This is a genomic window from Stenotrophomonas sp. YJH_SMC_43, from assembly GCF_059372535.1.
In genome coordinates this window covers 447,651-464,879 of the sequence record NZ_JCAFVQ010000001.1, presented here as the reverse complement: position 1 = coordinate 464,879, position 17,229 = coordinate 447,651, and the positions used below count along the sequence as shown (strand labels likewise).

Here is a 17,229-nt window from a genome sequence, read left to right as displayed (position 1 = left end):
TGGATCTACCGGCCGCGCCGCCGTTGCAGCGGCGCGGCCCTTGCCACTCAGCGCAGTCCGGTCTCGTTGCGGGCGATCACCAAGCGCTGGATTTCCGAGGTGCCTTCGTAGATCTCGGTGATCTTGGCATCACGGAAGTAGCGCTCCAGCGGCATTTCCTTCGAATAACCCATGCCGCCATGGATCTGCACCGCCTGGTGGGTGATCCACATCGCGGCTTCCGAAGCGGTCAGCTTGGCCACCGCGGCTTCGGTGCTGAAACGCTTGCCCTGGCCCTTCACCCATGCGGCGCGCAGGGTCAGCAGCAGCGCTGCGTCCAGCTTGCACTTCATGTCGGCGATCTTGGCCTGGGTCATCTGGAAGGTACCGATGGCCGCGCCGAACGCCTTGCGCTCCTTCACGTATTCCAGGGTCGCTTCATAGGCGGCACGGGCGATGCCGATGGCCTGCGAGGCGATGCCGATGCGGCCAGCATCAAGCACGCTCATGGCGATCTTGAAGCCCTCGCCTTCCTGGCCCAGCACGTCTTCGGCCTGCGCCACGTAATCGTTGAACTCGATCTCGCAGGTGGCCGAAGCACGGATGCCCAGCTTCGGCTCGGTCTTGCCGCGGCCGAAACCCGCCTTGTCGGTATCGATGATGAAGGCGGTGATACCACGCGCGCCCTTGTCCGGCTCGCTCATCGCGAACAGCACGATGTACTTGGCCACCGGGCCGGAGGTGATCCAGCTCTTCTTGCCGTTGATGATGAAGGTGCCGTCGGCCTGCTTCACGGCGCGGCAGCGCATGGCCGTGGCGTCCGAACCGGACTGCGGCTCGGTCAGCGCAAACGCGCCGATGGCCTCGCCCTCGGCGATCGCACGCACGTAGGTCTGCTTCTGCGCTTCGGTACCGTGAGTGAGGATGCCATTGCAGAACAGCGAGTTGTTGACCGACATGATGGTCGAGTGGGCAGCGTCGGCGGCAGCGACCTCCACCATTGCCAGCACGTACGCAACCGGGTCCATGCCCGCGCCACCGTATTCGGTCGGCACTTCGATGCCCATCAGGCCGTTCTCGCCCAGCAGGCGGATGTTGTCCAGCGGGAACTCGCCGGTGCGGTCATGGTGCTCCGCGCTCGGGGCGATCTTTTCCTGCGCGATGCGCCGCGCAACGTCCTGCAACATCAACTGCTCTTCAGTAAAGCTGAAATCCACAACACCCTCCCGGGTACATGATGTTATGGGCCGCGCACGGCGTGCCCAGGTGCCCCGATTGTACCGGGGCCCGGCTGCTTCCGTACGCCAGCGACTTGACCGCAGCAGGCCTTCTCAGCGAATATATCTCTATATCGCGATAGGTAGATATTTATGGATCTTGAAGACTGGTCGACCCGCCTGAAGGTGTTCGCCGATGCGACCCGCGTGCGCCTGCTGGCGCTGCTGGAGCAGGAGGAACTGACCGTGGCCGAACTGTCGGCGATCACCCGGCTGGCACAGCCGCGGGTGTCCACCCATCTGGCGCGCCTGAAGGAAGCCGGCCTGGTTCGCGACCGCCGTGCCGGCGTGTCGGCCTATTACCGCTTCGACGAGGCCCAGCTGGACCCGGCGCAGCGTGCATTGTGGCATGCCTTGAGCAATGGAAGCGACGACCCGCTGCTTCGCCAGGACGCCGAACGCGTCGCCGCCGTGCTGGCCCACCGCGCCTCCGACCAGAACTGGGCCGACAGCGTGGCCGGCGACATGGAGCGCCACTATTCTCCAGGCCGGACCTGGGAGGCCCTTGCGCGCACCGCGCTGCCACTGCTGGAAACCGGCGACGTGCTGGACATTGCCTCCGGTGATGGCGTGCTGGCCGAACTCGTCGCCCCGCATGCCAAGCGCTACATCTGTATCGACACCAGCGCACGCGTGGTCGCCGCCGCCAGCGAGCGCCTGCGCCGCCTGCCCAATGTGGAAGTGCGCGAGGGCGACATGCATGCCCTGCCGTTCAAGGACGGCAGCTTCGACCTGGTGGTGCTGATGCATGCGCTGACCTACGCCAGCAAACCGGCGCAGGCGGTGACCGAAGCCGCACGCGTGCTGCGCCCCGGTGGCCGCCTGCTGCTGTGCAGCCTCGCCCGCCACGAGCACAAGGCAGCAGTGGAGGCTTACGGCCACGTCAACCTCGGTTTCAGTGACAAGGAACTGCGCAGGTTCGTCGACAAGGCCGGCCTGCAGGTGTCCAGCCTGGAGACGGTTACCCGCGAAAAGCGTCCGCCGCACTTTGAAGTGATTTCACTGATCGCCAACAAGCCCTGAGCCGAGACCGCCATGCCTGCCCTGCCCTGGTTGCATCCTGATCGTGCCAACGCCCTGCTCGACGCCCTGCGCGAGCGGATCCTGATCATCGACGGCGCGATGGGTACGATGATCCAGCGCCATGGCCTGCAGGAAGACGATTACCGTGGCGAGCGCTTCGCCGATGGCTACGACCATCTGCATGGCCCCGGCTGCGATCACGCAACACCGGAAGGCCATGACCTGAAGGGCAACAACGATCTGCTGCTGCTGACCCGGCCGCAGATCGTCGCCGACATCCACACCGCCTACCTGGAAGCGGGCGCGGATCTGGTCGAGACCAACACCTTCAACGCCACGTCGGTCAGCCAGGCCGACTACCACCTCGAACACCTGGTGTACGAATTGAACAAGGCCGGTGCCGCAGTTGCGCGAACCTGCTGTGATGCAGTGGCTGCGACCACGCCGGGCAAGCCCCGCTTCGTGATCGGGGTGATCGGCCCCACCAGCCGCACCGCCTCGATCAGTCCCGACGTCAATGATCCGGGCTTCCGCAACACCAGCTTCGACGAGCTGCGCGACACCTACCGCGAAGCGATCGAGGGCCTGATCGACGGCGGTGCCGACACCCTCATGGTCGAGACCATCTTCGACACGCTCAACGCCAAGGCGGCGCTGTATGCGCTGGAAGAGGCTTTTGATGCGCGTGGCGCTCGCTTGCCGGTGATGATCTCCGGCACCATCACCGACGCGTCCGGACGCACCCTGTCCGGGCAGACAGCGGAAGCCTTCCATGCCTCGCTGGCGCATGCACGACCGCTGTCGATCGGACTGAACTGCGCGCTGGGTGCCGATGCCATGCGCCCGCACGTGGAAACCCTTGCACAGGTCGCCGGCTGTTATGTCAGCGCACACCCCAATGCCGGCCTGCCCAATGCCTTCGGCGAGTACGACGAAACGCCGGAGGACATGGCCAGTACCCTGCGAGGCTTCGCCGAAGATGGCCTGCTGAACCTGGTCGGCGGCTGCTGCGGTTCCACCCCGGACCATATCCGTGCAATTGCCGAGGCCGTGGCAGGGCTGCCGCCGCGCGCCCTGCCCGGTTACCAGGAGCAGCAGGCCGCATGAGCACCTCGCCCTACACCCGCCTGTCCGGCCTGGAACCGCTGGTCATTACCCCGGATCTGCTGTTCATCAACGTCGGCGAACGCACCAACGTCACCGGCAGCGCGCAGTTCCGCAAGCTGGTCAAGGAAGGCCGCTACGAAGAAGCGGTGGACGTGGCCCGCCAGCAAGTGGCCAGCGGCGCGCAGATCCTCGACGTCAACATGGACGAGGGCCTGATCGATTCGGAAGCGGCGATGACCCGCTACCTCAACCTGATCATGTCCGAGCCGGACATCGCGCGTATCCCGGTGATGGTCGACTCCTCCAAGTGGAGCGTGATCGAGGCCGGCCTGAAATGCCTGCAGGGCAAGAGCGTGGTCAACTCGATCTCGCTGAAGGAAGGCGAGGCACTGTTCCGCGAACACGCACGCAAGGTCCTGCGCTATGGCGCCGCCGCGGTGGTGATGGCCTTCGATGAAAGCGGGCAGGCCGATACCTGCGCGCGCAAGGTCGAGATATGCACCCGCGCCTACCGCATCCTCGTCGACGAGATCGGTTTCCCGCCGCAGGACATCATCTTCGACCCGAACATCTTCGCCGTCGCCACCGGCATCGAAGAGCACGACAACTATGCAGTGGACTTCATCGAAGCCACCCGCATCATCAAGCAGACGCTGCCGCACTGCCATGTGTCCGGCGGTGTCTCCAACGTGTCGTTCTCGTTCCGTGGCAACGAAACGGTACGCCAGGCCATCCACTCGGTGTTCCTGTACCACGCCATCGCCGCCGGCATGGACATGGGCATCGTCAACGCCGGCGCCATGCCGATCTACGACGAGCTGGAGCCGGAACTGCGCGAGCGCGTGGAGGACGTGATCCTCAACCGCCGCAGCGACGCCACTGAGCGCCTGCTGGAAATCGCCGAGCGCTACAAGGGCAAGAAGGGCGCGGCAAAGACCGAGGACCTGGCCTGGCGCGAGAAGCCGGTGGCGCAGCGCCTGACGCACGCGCTGGTGCATGGCCTGGACGCCTATGTGGAAGAGGACACCGAACTGGCCCGCCAGGCCTCCAGCCGCCCGCTGGATGTGATCGAAGGCCCGCTGATGGACGGCATGAACGTGGTCGGCGACCTGTTCGGCGCCGGCAAGATGTTCCTGCCGCAGGTGGTGAAGTCCGCGCGCGTGATGAAGAAGGCGGTGGCCTACCTGCTGCCGTACATCGAAGCGGAAAAGGCGCGCAGCGGCGACACCGCCAAGAGCAACGGCAAGATCATCATGGCCACGGTGAAGGGCGATGTGCATGACATCGGCAAGAACATCGTCGGCGTGGTCCTGGCCTGCAACAACTTTGAAGTAGTCGACCTTGGCGTGATGGTGCCGGCACAGAAGATCCTCGATGCCGCCCGTGAACACAACGCCGACCTGATCGGTCTGTCCGGGCTGATCACTCCGTCGCTGGAGGAGATGAGCCACGTCGCCCGCGAGATGCAGCGCCAGGGCTTCGAGCTGCCGCTGCTGATCGGTGGCGCCACTACCTCGCGTGCGCATACCGCGCTGAAGATCGACCCGCATTACAAGGCGCCCACGGTGTGGGTGAAAGATGCCTCGCGCGCGGTCGGCGTGGCCCAGTCGCTGATCTCGCGTGACCTGCGTGAAGCCTTCGTTGCCGCCAACGAGGCCGACTATGCCGAGATCCGCGCGCGCCACCGCAATCGCGGCGATGCCAAGCGCCTGGTCACGCTGGAACATGCACGCGGGCAGAAATTCCAGGGAGGATGGGACAGCTACACGCCGCCGGCACCGAACCAGCCCGGCCTGCACGTATTCGACGACTACCCGCTGGCCGAACTGGTCGACTACATCGACTGGACGCCGTTCTTCCAGGCCTGGGAGCTGGCCGGCAAGTTCCCGGCCATCCTCACCGACGAGATCGTCGGCACTCAGGCCAGCGATCTGTACAAGGATGCCCGCGCGATGCTCGAGCGCATCGTCGGCGAAAAGTGGCTGACCGCCAAGGCCGTGTTCGGCCTGTGGCCGGCCAACAGCGTCGGCGACGACGTGCGCGTGCAGCACCCGCAGGGCGAGACCACGCTGCACTTCCTGCGCCAGCAGGTGGACAAGCCGGCCGAGCGCCCCGATTTCTGCCTGGCCGATTTCATCGCGCCGGCCGACAGTGGCCAGCAGGACTGGATCGGCGCCTTCGCGGTGACCGCCGGCATCGGCATCGACGCCCACGTGGCGCGCTTCGAGGCCGACCATGACGATTACAACGCGATCCTGCTCAAGGCCCTCGCCGACCGCTTCGCCGAAGCGTTGGCCGAGCGGCTGCACCAGCGCGTACGCACGGAATTCTGGGGCTACGACCACGCCGAGACGCTGGACAACGAGGCACTGATCGACGAACAGTATCGCGGTATCCGCCCCGCGCCGGGCTATCCCGCCTGCCCGGAGCACAGCGAAAAGCGCTGCCTGTTCGACCTGCTGCAAGCCGAAGCGAACGCCGGCATGGCGTTGACCGAGAGCTTCGCGATGCTGCCCACCGCAGCGGTATCGGGTTACTACTTCAGCCACCCGCAGAGCCAGTATTTCGTGGTCGGCCGGCTCAGCCGCGAACAGGTCGGCGACTACGCACGCCGCAAGGGCGTGGACCGCGCCCAGGCCGAGCGCTGGCTGGCCTCCAACCTCGACTACGATCCCGAATGACACAGAAGGGGGGCGGAGGAGATTAAGTCGTTTGTGCCCCAAACGACTTGATCCCCTCCGCCCCCTTTTTGCTTCATCATTCCGCGATGACTGTCCCCGTTGCCCGCCTCTCCAGCTTCTACCTGTTCTATTACGCAGCGCTCGGTGCGTTCACTCCGTACTGGAGCCTGTTCCTCACTGCGCGCGGCATGAGCGTGACCGCGATCAGCGTGATGATGGGGCTGTGGTATGCAACGCGCGTGGTTGCGCCCAGCACCTGGACCTCGCTGGCAGCGGCCTCGCCAAGGCCGATCCGCCTGCTGCGTATCGGCTGCCTGCTGACCCTGATCAGCTTCGCCGCGTTCCTGCTTCCTCTGCCGCAGCCGTGGATGTATCCGGCAATGGTGGTGTTCTGCTTCTTCTACAACGCGGTAATGCCACAGTTCGAGTCGATCACTCTCACCCATCTCGGCAGCGACAGCCATCGCTACGGCCTGATCCGGGTCTGGGGCTCACTGGGCTTCATCGCCATCGTGACCCTGTTCGGCTGGCTGATCGAAGGTGACGGCACCTCCAGCCGCGCCGGGCTGCTGCCGTGGATGATGCTGCCGCTGTTCGTCCTGCTGGTCGCTTCCGCCTTCAGCAATCACTACGCGCGCGGCATCGGCCGGACCGAAGGCGACGCCAGCGGCTTCTGGCAGATCGTGCGCCGCCCTCCGGTACTCGCGTTCTTCCTCGCTGCCTTCATGGAGCAGCTTTCGTTCGGACCGTACTACACGTTCTTCTCGGTCTACATGGACCATCACGGCTACCGCACATCCACGCTCGGCCTGCTGTGGACCATCGGCGTGGTGTTCGAGGTCGGCGTGTTCTTCACCATCGGCCGTTTCTTCCGTCGCTACGACGCCAGCTGGATGCTGCTGATCGCGCTGGTCAGTTCCTGCCTGCGCTGGGCGGTTACCGCGCTGTTCCCGGAGAACCTGCCGGTGATGCTGCTGGCCCAGACCGCGCATGCGCTCGGCTTTGCTGCTTTCTTCGCCGCAGCCATGCAGATGCTGGCGACCTATTTCCCGGGCCGCCTCAACGGCCATGGCCAGGGCCTGCTGTACGGTTTCTCGTCCGGTGCCGGCGGCGTGCTGGGCGCGCTCATTGCCGGCCAGCTGTGGAAGATCGACGATGGCCGCACCGCATTCCTGGCGGGGAGCGGGTTTGCCCTGGTCGGCGCATTGCTGTGCTTCTTCGCACTGAGCATGCCACTGATCCGCACACGCCGGAACCGCTCCGAGGCCTGACGACGGCGCCAGTCCTACTGCTGCAGCAGTACCTGCTGCAGCGATGGCAGAAGCACACGGTTGCCATGCGCGCTGAGGTGGTCGCCATCGAAGAACAGCGGCCGGCCATCGCGCTGCGCCCGGCACAGCACGTCATCGCACAGCACCGGCATCGGATCCCACAGCACACCGCCTGGCAGGCCATCGACCACCTGCTGCAGGCTGCCCAGCATCGGTGCCCGCAACGTTTCCATCGCCTCGCGCATGCTGTCCAGACCATTGCGGCAGACCTCGTTGCGTGAATTGAAGCGATCCGAGCATCGATACGGCGGCGCCGGCAGCACCGGTTTGGGCGCCTCCAGCACGATGCGTACACCACGCTCTGCCAACGGCCGCCATTGGGCGATCGCCTCCACCACCTCGGCCTCACGCCCCGCCGTGGCTTCCGGGGTCAGCTCGCCCGCCAGCTGCGCCTGCGCATCGAACAACACGAACTGATCGGACAAGCGCGGTATGCGCAGCGACACCAGCACCACGGCATCACCCGGCTGCGCACGCCGCGTGATGTCGGCGAGCACCGCCGCATCGAAATCGCCACAGCCCGCGCCCGCACCCCGCCACTTCTGCAGGCTCACCTGCGGGCATCCACCACGGCCATAGAGGACGACCTCCGAACCGGTCTCAAGCGCCAGTCGCTGCAGTAGTTCGATGTAGGCCATCGCATGCGAATCGCCGGCAACGAACACCCGCTTCGACGTACCGGCCGGCAGCGGCCGGTTGCAGGCCCCACGGGCATAGGTGCGCATGCTGCCGCCCGCGAAGCGCTGCTTGCCCGTCACCAGTGCACAATCGGGATAGTCGCCTGCCACGCTCTTGCCGTTGGGATACCAGTCGGCCGGATGCCGGCTGACCGTGCTCAGTGATATCCACGGTGCCTGCAGGTACAGCACCGTCTGGGTGCCGGCCGCGACCAGCAGCACAGCCGCACCTGCCAGCACCCAGCGACCCGGGCGCAGACGCTGCGCCCATGGCCCCCGGAACGGTTGTTCTACCCAGCGCCACGACACCCACGACAGCAGCAGCACCAGCGCCATCGCAGCGGTCATCTGCAGGGGCGTCTGCAGGCCCACGGTCCAGCGCATCAGCACGAACACCGGCCAGTGCCACAGATACAGTGAGTACGACAGCAGGCCAATGGTGCGCATCGGCCTGCTGGCCAACAGGCGTGCCACCCAGGCCTGCGGATGATGATGCAGCGCCCATAGCAGGCCTGCCGATGCAAAGGTCGGCAGCAGGCCATCAGGCCACGGCGAACGGCCGGCCCGTGCGCTCCACAACGCCCAACACAGCAAAGCCAACGCCACCACCGCGAGCAGCGAGAACACGGGCGCAGCGCGCTTCAATGCCGCCCCCGTCACTTGATCGAGTGATGCGCGCACGTGCAGCAACTGGAACAACAGTACGCCAACACCCAGTTGCCACAGCCGCGTAGTGGTGGCGTAGAACGCCCACGATGGGGGTGCCTCGCGCAGGCCCAGCACCGCCGCATGCAGCAGCGACGCCGCGCTGACCACGGTAAACAATCCCAGGCTCATCCAACGCCCGCGCGCGCCGCGCGCCCAGGCCAGGAACAGCAGCGGGAACAGCAGGTAGAACTGCTCCTCCACGCCCAGCGACCAGGTATGGGTGTAGGGATTGAATTCGGCCTTGGGCGCGAAATAATCGTTGCCGATCAGCGCCAGTACCCAGTTGCTGAAGCCGAAGAATGCCATCAGCCCGGTCTTGTCACTGGCCTCGCTGAGCCAGGACTCGGGAATGAACAGTACGCTGGCGACGGCGGTCAACAGCAGGCAGCTGATCAGCGCAGGTGCGATGCGACGGATGCGGCGCGAATAGAAGCGCAGCATCGACTGCCACAGCGACAACGGCGGCAGCCGGTGCACCGACGCGCTGACCACAAACCCGGAAATGACGAAGAACACGTCTACGCCGGTGAACCCGCCTGGCAACCAGGCCGGGTCAAGGTGGAACACGATGACGGCCAGTACGGCAATCGCGCGCAGGCCGTCAATGTGCGGCACGTAGCCACGGCTTGGATCAGCGGTCATCCCTTTCTCCCGACCGCAGAGACAGTGCCGTCCGCAGTGGTTGCGCCTTTACCAGACCAGGTCGTCCGGCACCTGGTACTGCGGGTCCGCGTACGGATCTTCCTCGGTCGGCGCATCCGGATCGACCTTCAGCGCCACCGAGGCGGCGAACACCGCTTCGGACTGCGCCAGCACGTCGGCGGTTACCAGCAGATAGCGGCCATTGAGCTGCACCACGCCCAGCTCACCGGCATTGAGCGCGGTCAGCTGTTCGGCGGTCACGTAGATGCGCTTGATCTTGCCGCCGTACGGGAAGTGGCGGGCGATGTCCGCCGCCTCGGCGTTGAGGCTCTTGTCCTTCAGCAGTTCTTCCAGCTTGGCCTTCGCCTCACGGCGAACGCGTGCTTCTTCCTGCTTCAGGCGCTCGGTCTCGATGCGCTCTTCCTTCTCCCGCTGCGCGCGGATGGCATAGGCCTTGGCCAGGTCCATCTCTTCGGCGCTGCGCGGCTTGCGCGGGCCCTGCTGTCCCTGGCCACCGCGCGCATGCCCGCCGGGATTGCCCGCGCCACCATGACCGTGCCCGCGACGCTCGCCGGGCTTGTGTTCGCCCTTGCCTGCGCCCTGCGGCTTTCCATTGCCGTTGCCACCCTTGCCCTGCGGGCGGCCATCACGACGGGGGCCATCATTCTTGCGCTCGGGCTTGGGCGCGGGCTTGAAGCCCAGGCCCATCAGCTGGTCGCGGAGGGTATCGCTCATAGGATTCGGATCAGTAGTGCGGCGGCGGCGGTTCGCTCGCCGGATCAGAAGAATTCAGTGCGTTGCGGACCTTGCCCAGGTCTTCCAGCAGCACGCGCAGCACATCGGCGTTGCGCATGCCCTGCATGCGGGCATCAGCCAGCGCATCGCTCAATTCGGCCAGCGCCTGTTCCTGGAAGGACACGCGCATTTCCAGCTCGACCAGGCGCGCTTCCAGCGCCTGCTCGCGTTCAGTGGGCATATCAGACATGCAACGAGCGCCCCCGGCCAATGCCGTAGTACGCAAGACCTGCAGCTTCCACTTCGCCCGGCTCATACAGGTTGCGGCCGTCGAACACCACTGCGTCCTTCAACTGCTCGCGCAGCTTCTGGAAGTCGGGGCTGCGGAACTGCTTCCACTCGGTGACCACCACCAGTGCATCGGCGCCCTGCAGTGCTTCGCCTGCCGTGCTGCAGAACGTGAGGTCGTCGCGCTCACCGAAGATGCGCTGCGATTCATGCATCGCTTCCGGGTCGTAGGCACGCACCGTGGCACCGCCTTCCCAGAGCTGGGCCAGCAGGCGACGGCTGGAGGCCTCACGCATGTCGTCGGTGTTCGGCTTGAAGGCCAGGCCCCATACGGCGAACGTCTTGCCGCGCACGCCTTCGTCCTCGCCCTTGTCGTAATGGCGCTGGATGAGGGCGAACAGGTGGCCCTTCTGTGCATCGTTGACCGCTTCAACCGCATTGAGCAGCTTCGGCTCCAGGCCATACTGCTGGGCGGTACGGGCCAGTGCCTGCACGTCCTTCGGGAAGCACGAGCCACCGTAGCCGGCGCCCGGATAGATGAAGTGCCAGCCGATGCGCGGGTCCGAGCCGATGCCCTGGCGGACCTGCTCGACGTCGGCACCCACGCGTTCGGCGATGTTGGCGATTTCATTCATGAACGAAATCTTGGTCGCCAGCATCGCGTTGGCGGCGTACTTGGTCAGCTCGGCCGAGCGCACGTCCATTTCCACCACACGGTCGTGGTTGCGGTTGAACGGCGCGTACAGGCGACGCATCACCGCCACCGACTCCTCGCTGGTCGCACCGATGATGATGCGGTCCGGGCGCATGCAGTCGGCGACTGCGTCGCCTTCCTTCAGGAATTCCGGGTTGGACACCACGTCGAAGGCGATGTCCGCGCCCCGCGCGGCCAGCTCTTCAGCGATGGCTGCACGCACCTTGTCAGCGGTGCCGACCGGCACCGTCGACTTGTTGACCACCACGGTCGGCACGCTCATGTGCCGGCCGATGGTGCGGGCCACGGCCAGCACGTACTGCAGATCGGCGCTGCCATCCTCGTCCGGGGGCGTGCCAACGGCGATGAACACCACCTGGCCATGCTCGATGGCGGCCGCCGCATCGGTGGTGAACGCCAGCCGCGAGGCGGCATGGTTGGCCTTCACCATCGGCTCAAGGCCCGGCTCATAGATCGGGATGATGCCCTGGTTGAGGCCATCGACCTTGGCCTGATCGATGTCCACGCAGACCACCTGGTGGCCTGCGTCGGCCAGGCAGGTACCGGTCACCAGTCCAACGTAACCGGTACCAAAAATCGCAACGCGCATATCCGTATTCGCTCCTGAATGACTTACGGGAGAACGCCCAGCAGCTCGACGTCGAACGTCAGAGTCGCGTTCGGGCCGATCGGGCCGCCCGGGGTGCCGTTCTCGCCGTAGGCCAGTTCGCCCGGGATCCAGAAGCGGTACTTCGAACCGACCGGCATCAGCGCGACGCCTTCGGTCCAGCCCTTGATCACCTGGTCCAGGCCGAACTCGGCGGGCTGGCGGCCGTAGGAACTGTCGAACACGGTGCCGTTGAGCAGCTTGCCTTCGTAGTTCACGCGCACCTTGCTGCTCGGCAGAGGACGCTCGCCGCTACCCGGGCGGATCACCTGGTACTGCAGGCCCGACGAGGTGGTCACCACGCCCGGCTGGGTCTTGTTCTTGGCCAGGAATGCGTTGCCCTCCGTGCGGTTGGTCTGCGCAGCCTGGGCGGCCTTGGCCTGCATTTCAGCCTGCTTGGCACCCATGAAGGCCTGGATGGTGGCGGTCGCGTCAGCTTCCGTCATCTTCGGCTGGCCCTTGGTCAGGCCGGTGCTGATCGCGTCAAACAGCGAGGCGACATCGATATCGTCCTTCAGCTGCGCCAGCGACGGGCCCACCGAGTAGGAGCCGATCATCTGCGACACCTTGACGCGGTCGACCTTCGGCGGCTGCGAACCCGGTGCCACGCCCGGCACCTGCTGGCCACTGCGGGCCATCACGACCTGGCGCAGGGCGGCATCGGTGGCCTTGGCCTGTTCCTGGGTGATCTGCGGCTGCAGGCCCTCGAACGAGCGCTCAACGGCGGTGCGCAGGGCGGCCACATCGATCTCTTCGGCGATCGGGGTGAACGACTTGGCCACGTCCAGGCCGATGGCATAGCCGAGTTTCTGCTTGGGGGAATTCAAGGTTGCGGTCTCCTTGGCGGCTGCGGGGGCAGCCGGTTGTTGCGACAGAGCGACACCCGAAGTGCCCATCGCCAGAATCAGAACCGACGCCGCGGCGCCGCGCATTCCCATCTTCATTCGCTGCATTCCTGGAAGTGTCTGGGCGCCGACGTCGGCGCGAAAAGAAGCATTGTCGCACGCATGCCGTCGATGTCGAGGCATGCGTGCCGGATATCACTGCGTGGCGGCTGCCGCCAGCGCCTTGTCGATGGCCGCGGTCAGCTGCGGATCGTCCGGCGTCACCTTGCTGGCGAACTGGGCAATGACCTTGCCATCGCGGCCCACGAGGTATTTGTGGAAGTTCCAGGCCGGCGCAACGCCGGTCGCTGCGGTCAAGCGCTGGTAAAGCGGCGTGGCCTGGGTACCGACCACATGCACCTTCTCGAACATCGGGAACTTGACGCCATAGGTCAGGGTGCAGAAGTCCTGGATCTGCTTCTCGTCACCCGGTTCCTGGCCCTTGAAGTCATTGGAAGGGAAGCCCAGCACCGCGAAACCGCGGCCGGCATAGCGCTTCTGCAGCGCCTCCAGCCCTTCGTACTGCGGCGTGTAGCCACACTTGCTGGCGGTGTTGACCACCAGCAGCACCTGCCCGTGATAGCGCTGCTGCAGATTCACCTGCTGCTTGCTGGCCAACGGCCGGTATTCCAGATCGAGCAGGTCGGCCGCCAGCGCACTGGCGGAACCGGCGGCACCGGCCACCATCAGGGCCAGCAGGGACAGGCCGCGCAGGCGGCACGGGGAAACGGTCGGCAGGGGCATCAGAGGCGGTCCGCGGTAGCCATTCACAAGGCCCGGCCAGCGCTGGCCGGGAATCGGCCGAACTATAGCACCGGGCTCCGGCCCCCCCTGATGGCACAGGCCCACACGGGCTTTGCGCTGCGTGGCGGATGCGCTGCCCGGGCGCCATCGATGGCGCAGCGATGACATAGCATGGACATCACTGAATGGAAGGCGGCCCCGGAAAGACCCCTGCGGCAGTTTTATTTCCCTTTTAAATCAATCAAATAAAGGGATATTTCAGCAATCTGACCACCCCTGCCATCAGTTGGGGGCGGCAAGGGGTTGCACGTAGGCGTGCCGGTGTTATAGTTGCATACAACACCAGTCACCTGAGACAGGGGGAAGCCATGAACGTCCGGATCCGTCGCAACCTCACCGCGCCCGCGGCCGTCGCTGTTTCGACCCTGCTCGTGCTGGCCTGGTGGGCCACGCCCACCGCCCCTGCTTCTGCCGCTGCTGAAAGTACGCAGGACGCAACGCTCTCCCCGGCAGGGAACGCCCCCTCATCCCCCCCTCCCCCGCGTCGGCTGCACAGCGCGCTGTCCATGCCGTATTTCTCGTTCGCCCAGCCGCTGACCCCACGGAGCTGAATATGAGCGACATCCAGTGGAGCGACGGCGCTCCCATCTACCGTCAGTTGAAGGAGCGCGTGATCGCCATGATGCTCGACGGAATCCTCAAGCCGGGCGATGCCCTGCCTTCGGTGCGCCAGGTGGCCGCCGACTATCAACTCAATCCCATCACCGTTTCGCGCGCTTACCAGGAACTGGCCGACGAAGGCCTGGTCGAGAAGCGCCGCGGCCTGGGCATGTTCATGACCGAGCAGGCGGCCACGCAGCTGCGCAGCAGCGAGCGCGACCGTTTCCTCAACGAAGAATGGCCCGCGGTTCTGGAGCGCATCCAGCGCCTGGGCCTGAGCCTCGACGAATTGCTGCCCCAGGGGAAAGTCTGATGAATAGCACTGCAAGTGAGTCGGTCATCACCGCCCGAGGCCTGCGCAAGGCCTACAAGACCACGGTCGCCCTCGACAATGCCAGTTTCAGCATTCCAAGCGGGCGTATCGTCGGCCTGATCGGGCCCAATGGCGCCGGCAAGACCACCGCGCTGAAGGCCCTTCTGGGCCTGACCTCGGTGGAGGGTGAACTGAGCGTGCTCGGCCGCGACCCGCGACTGCACCGCGACGAACTGATGAACGACATCTGCTTCATCGCCGACGTCGCCGTACTGCCGCGCTGGCTGAAGGTCCGCGAGGCGATCGACTTCGTCGCCGGCGTCCACCCGCGCTTCGACCGCTCCCGTTGCGAGCGCTTCCTGGCCAACACCAAGCTGCAGCCGAAGCAGCGCGTGCGCGAGCTGTCCAAGGGCATGATCGTGCAGCTGCACCTGGCGCTGGTGATGGCCATCGATGCCCGCATCCTGGTGCTGGACGAACCGACCCTGGGCCTGGACATCCTGTACCGCAAGGAGTTCTACCAGCGCCTGCTGGAAGACTACTTCGACGAACAGAAGACCATCATCGTCACCACCCACCAGGTGGAGGAGATCGAGCACATCCTCAGCGACGTGATGTTCATCCGCGACGGCCGCATCGTGCTCGACGCGGAAATGGACGACATCGGCCAGCGCTACACCGAGCTGCTGGTCAATGCCGACCAGCTGGACACCGCCCGCGCCCTGAAGCCGATCGACGAGCGCAGCCTGGCGTTCGGCAAGACCGTGATGCTGTTCGATGGCGTGCCGCGCGCCCAGCTTTCCTCCCTCGGCGAGACCCGCATCCCGGGCCTGGCCGACCTGTTCGTCGCCATCATGAAGGGGACCTACGCATGAATGCCGTCAACCACCCCGTCAGCCCGATCGGCACCCTGCGCTGGCTGCTCAAGCGCGAGTACTGGGAGAACCGCGGCGGTTTCCTGTATGCCCCGTTGATCGCCGGCCTGATCTCGCTGGTGATGAGCATCGCCGGCATTGCCTTCGGCCTCTTCGCACTGAACCGTGCAGCGCGCGACGGTGGCCTGCACATCGACGGCGAGAACGTGAACATCAATGGCCTGAACCTGGCCCTGCTCACCCGTGACATCAGTGCCAAGGACCTTGCTGATCTTGGCAACGGCCTGGACCTGACTCTGGTGCTCAGTTCAAGTTGGCCCTTCCTGGTGCTGGCCTTCGTGGTGTTCTTCTACTGCCTGGGCGCCCTGTACGACGATCGCCGCGACCGCAGCATCCTGTTCTGGAAGTCGTTGCCGCTGTCGGACACGCAGACCGTGCTGTCCAAGGTGATCAGCGCACTGATCGTGGCACCGTTGATCGCGGTGATCGCTGGCATCCTCACCATGTTCGGTTTCATGCTGATCATCAGTGCCGTCGCGCTGCTGCACGGTGGCAGCCCGATGACCCTGATCTGGGGCCCGGCCAGCCCGCTGACCCTTGCCGCTGGGCACCTGGCCTGGATTCCGGTCTATGCCCTGTGGGCCCTGCCCACCGCCGGCTGGCTGCTGCTGTGCTCGGCATGGGCCAGGAGCAAGCCGTTCCTGTGGGCGGTGATGCTGCCGCTGTTTGCCGGCATCATTGTCAGCTCCACCAAGATGATGCCGCTGTTCGGCCTGACCACCGGCTGGTTCTGGCAGAACATCGTCGGTCGCCTGCTGCTGGGGGGCGTACCCGGCATGGACCTGCTGTATCGCCTCGGCGCCGACGAAGCCTCGCGCCGCGATCTGGACTCGGTCGTCAGTCTGATGTCCCCCGCCTCGCAGCTGAAGTCGCTGGCGATGCCGGAACTGTGGATCGGCGCCGTCGTCGGTGCAGTGTTCATCTTCCTTGCCATCCGCCTGCGCAAGCGCGCCGGCGAGATCTGATCCCATCCATCCGGAGGCATTACCCATGCGTTCCCTGCTCGCCTGTTCTGCGTTGTTGCTGTTGCCGTTGTCGGCGCTGGCCGCCGATGCTCCGAACTGCAAGTTCACTGCTGCCCGCGCGCTGAAGCTGGACGTGGCCGGTGCCAAGACGGTGGTGTTCGAGGTCAACCAGCATGACCTGAAGGTGGTCGCCAGCGCTGGCGGCGGCCAGCTGGACGGCCGCGCCTGCGCGTCCAGCCAGGAATGGCTGGACCAGCTGGTACTGGACCAGCGCAAGGTGGGCGACAAGCTGGTGGTGAGCCTGCGCCGCGACGGCCGCCAAAGTGGCATCAGTCTGGGCAACAGCTACGCCTGGCTGGATATCCGCGGCAGCGTGCCGGACAACCTGCCGCTGCAGTTCAAGGTCGGCTCGGGCGATGCCAGCGTGGAAAACGCACAGTCCCTCAGCGTGGACGTCGGCTCAGGTGACGCGGTGGCCCGCGGCACCCGCGGCAGCATCCACGCTGCAGTGGGTTCCGGCGACCTCAACATCGATGGCGGCAGTTCCTTGAATCTGCTGTCGCTGGGTTCCGGCGACGTCACCGTACGCAACATCAGCGGCGACGCCAGCACCGGTACCGTCGGCTCCGGTGACCTGAAGATCACCGATGTACGTGGCAACGCGCGGCTGGACACGGTGGGCTCGGGTGACATCGAGTTCAAGCGCGTGCAGGGCAACGTTGAAGTGGGCGTGGTCGGCTCCGGCGGCGTCGACCTGGCCGACATCGGCGGCAATGTGCACGTCCGCAGCCACGGCTCGGGCGACATCCACGTCGACGGCGTGCGCGGCACCCTGACCGTCGATCACAGCGGCAGCGGTGACGTCGATCATCGCAACGTCAGCGGGCGGGTCACTCTGCCGCGCAGCAAGTAACCCTCT

At 65.6% G+C, this 17,229-nt stretch carries 15 protein-coding genes; 8 read left to right on the top strand and 7 right to left on the bottom strand.

Features of this window, described 5'->3' with window-relative positions; all coding sequences use genetic code 11:
• Positions 1-47: 47 nt before the first annotated feature.
• Positions 48-1,196 carry an acyl-CoA dehydrogenase family protein gene (locus AC5QAH_RS02145; RefSeq protein ID WP_413409519.1) on the bottom strand — a complete coding sequence of 383 codons (1,149 nt, stop codon included), beginning with the start codon at positions 1,194-1,196 and terminating at the stop codon, positions 48-50.
• Between the two features lie 153 nt (positions 1,197-1,349).
• On the opposite strand from AC5QAH_RS02145, the gene AC5QAH_RS02140 reads away from it, so the two are divergent.
• The 4 genes from AC5QAH_RS02140 (at position 1,350) to AC5QAH_RS02125 (ending at position 7,338) form a co-directional block, all read left to right on the top strand.
• Entirely contained in the window at positions 1,350-2,279 is a 930-nt protein-coding gene (locus tag AC5QAH_RS02140) for an ArsR/SmtB family transcription factor (protein ID WP_010480432.1), read from the top strand.
• 12 nt (positions 2,280-2,291) lie between these two features.
• Entirely contained in the window at positions 2,292-3,386 is a 1,095-nt protein-coding gene (locus AC5QAH_RS02135; RefSeq protein WP_049412933.1) for a homocysteine S-methyltransferase family protein, read from the top strand.
• Positions 3,383-6,067: a methionine synthase gene (gene metH, locus AC5QAH_RS02130; RefSeq protein ID WP_495232050.1), complete on the top strand. Its 2,685-nt coding sequence runs from the start codon at positions 3,383-3,385 to the stop codon at positions 6,065-6,067. Before AC5QAH_RS02135 ends, metH begins: the two co-directional genes overlap by 4 nt.
• A gap of 86 nt (positions 6,068-6,153) precedes the next feature.
• Entirely contained in the window at positions 6,154-7,338 is a 1,185-nt protein-coding gene (locus tag AC5QAH_RS02125) for an MFS transporter (RefSeq protein ID WP_053443277.1), read from the top strand.
• Between the two features lie 14 nt (positions 7,339-7,352).
• On the opposite strand, the gene AC5QAH_RS02120 is transcribed toward AC5QAH_RS02125, so the two are convergent.
• The 6 genes from AC5QAH_RS02120 to AC5QAH_RS02095 form a co-directional block, all read right to left on the bottom strand.
• Positions 7,353-9,425, bottom strand: coding sequence for an acyltransferase family protein (locus AC5QAH_RS02120; RefSeq protein ID WP_495232049.1), 2,073 nt, complete (start codon positions 9,423-9,425; stop codon positions 7,353-7,355).
• Positions 9,426-9,473: 48 nt separating this feature from the next.
• Positions 9,474-10,160: a DUF2058 domain-containing protein gene (locus tag AC5QAH_RS02115; protein ID WP_329839243.1), complete on the bottom strand. Its 687-nt coding sequence runs from the start codon at positions 10,158-10,160 to the stop codon at positions 9,474-9,476.
• A gap of 10 nt (positions 10,161-10,170) precedes the next feature.
• A complete protein-coding gene (locus AC5QAH_RS02110) occupies positions 10,171-10,410 on the bottom strand; it encodes a SlyX family protein (RefSeq protein ID WP_019337356.1) in 240 nt (79 codons plus the stop codon).
• Complete coding sequence (locus AC5QAH_RS02105; protein WP_010480421.1) at positions 10,403-11,752, bottom strand: UDP-glucose dehydrogenase family protein; 1,350 nt, start codon at positions 11,750-11,752, stop codon at positions 10,403-10,405. The genes AC5QAH_RS02110 and AC5QAH_RS02105 overlap by 8 nt, the downstream gene beginning before the upstream one ends.
• A 23-nt stretch (positions 11,753-11,775) precedes the next feature.
• Positions 11,776-12,753: an FKBP-type peptidyl-prolyl cis-trans isomerase gene (locus tag AC5QAH_RS02100; RefSeq protein WP_010480420.1), complete on the bottom strand. Its 978-nt coding sequence runs from the start codon at positions 12,751-12,753 to the stop codon at positions 11,776-11,778.
• A 96-nt stretch (positions 12,754-12,849) separates the two neighbouring features.
• Positions 12,850-13,437: a glutathione peroxidase gene (locus tag AC5QAH_RS02095; protein WP_329766282.1), complete on the bottom strand. Its 588-nt coding sequence runs from the start codon at positions 13,435-13,437 to the stop codon at positions 12,850-12,852.
• Between the two features lie 613 nt (positions 13,438-14,050).
• Here AC5QAH_RS02095 and AC5QAH_RS02090 point away from each other — a divergent pair.
• From AC5QAH_RS02090 to AC5QAH_RS02075, 4 genes are read left to right on the top strand one after another with little or no spacing between them, the layout of a single operon-like run.
• Positions 14,051-14,410 carry a GntR family transcriptional regulator gene (locus AC5QAH_RS02090; protein WP_006453095.1) on the top strand — a complete coding sequence of 120 codons (360 nt, stop codon included), beginning with the start codon at positions 14,051-14,053 and terminating at the stop codon, positions 14,408-14,410.
• Entirely contained in the window at positions 14,410-15,285 is an 876-nt protein-coding gene (locus AC5QAH_RS02085) for an ABC transporter ATP-binding protein (RefSeq protein ID WP_495232048.1), read from the top strand. The genes AC5QAH_RS02090 and AC5QAH_RS02085 overlap by 1 nt, the downstream gene beginning before the upstream one ends.
• The gene (locus AC5QAH_RS02080; protein WP_049436765.1) at positions 15,282-16,310 is read left to right on the top strand and encodes an ABC-2 transporter permease; all 1,029 of its coding nucleotides are present in this window, start codon (positions 15,282-15,284) and stop codon (positions 16,308-16,310) included. Before AC5QAH_RS02085 ends, AC5QAH_RS02080 begins: the two co-directional genes overlap by 4 nt.
• A 25-nt stretch (positions 16,311-16,335) precedes the next feature.
• Positions 16,336-17,223: a DUF4097 family beta strand repeat-containing protein gene (locus AC5QAH_RS02075; protein WP_010480407.1), complete on the top strand. Its 888-nt coding sequence runs from the start codon at positions 16,336-16,338 to the stop codon at positions 17,221-17,223.
• Positions 17,224-17,229: the final 6 nt, after the last annotated feature.

Bases quoted from the DNA above. Each gene is read 5' to 3' on its own strand.
- AC5QAH_RS02140 (WP_010480432.1), top strand. From the start codon at position 1,350: ATGGATCTTGAAGACTGGTCGACCCGCCTGAAGGTGTTCGCCGATGCG.
- AC5QAH_RS02135 (WP_049412933.1), top strand. From the start codon at position 2,292: ATGCCTGCCCTGCCCTGGTTGCATCCTGATCGTGCCAACGCCCTGCTC.
- metH (WP_495232050.1), top strand. From the start codon at position 3,383: ATGAGCACCTCGCCCTACACCCGCCTGTCCGGCCTGGAACCGCTGGTC.
- AC5QAH_RS02125 (WP_053443277.1), top strand. From the start codon at position 6,154: ATGACTGTCCCCGTTGCCCGCCTCTCCAGCTTCTACCTGTTCTATTAC.
- AC5QAH_RS02120 (WP_495232049.1), bottom strand. From the start codon at position 9,425: ATGACCGCTGATCCAAGCCGTGGCTACGTGCCGCACATTGACGGCCTG.
- AC5QAH_RS02115 (WP_329839243.1), bottom strand. From the start codon at position 10,160: ATGAGCGATACCCTCCGCGACCAGCTGATGGGCCTGGGCTTCAAGCCC.
- AC5QAH_RS02110 (WP_019337356.1), bottom strand. From the start codon at position 10,410: ATGTCTGATATGCCCACTGAACGCGAGCAGGCGCTGGAAGCGCGCCTG.
- AC5QAH_RS02105 (WP_010480421.1), bottom strand. From the start codon at position 11,752: ATGCGCGTTGCGATTTTTGGTACCGGTTACGTTGGACTGGTGACCGGT.
- AC5QAH_RS02100 (WP_010480420.1), bottom strand. From the start codon at position 12,753: ATGAAGATGGGAATGCGCGGCGCCGCGGCGTCGGTTCTGATTCTGGCG.
- AC5QAH_RS02095 (WP_329766282.1), bottom strand. From the start codon at position 13,437: ATGCCCCTGCCGACCGTTTCCCCGTGCCGCCTGCGCGGCCTGTCCCTG.
- AC5QAH_RS02090 (WP_006453095.1), top strand. From the start codon at position 14,051: ATGAGCGACATCCAGTGGAGCGACGGCGCTCCCATCTACCGTCAGTTG.
- AC5QAH_RS02085 (WP_495232048.1), top strand. From the start codon at position 14,410: ATGAATAGCACTGCAAGTGAGTCGGTCATCACCGCCCGAGGCCTGCGC.
- AC5QAH_RS02080 (WP_049436765.1), top strand. From the start codon at position 15,282: ATGAATGCCGTCAACCACCCCGTCAGCCCGATCGGCACCCTGCGCTGG.
- AC5QAH_RS02075 (WP_010480407.1), top strand. From the start codon at position 16,336: ATGCGTTCCCTGCTCGCCTGTTCTGCGTTGTTGCTGTTGCCGTTGTCG.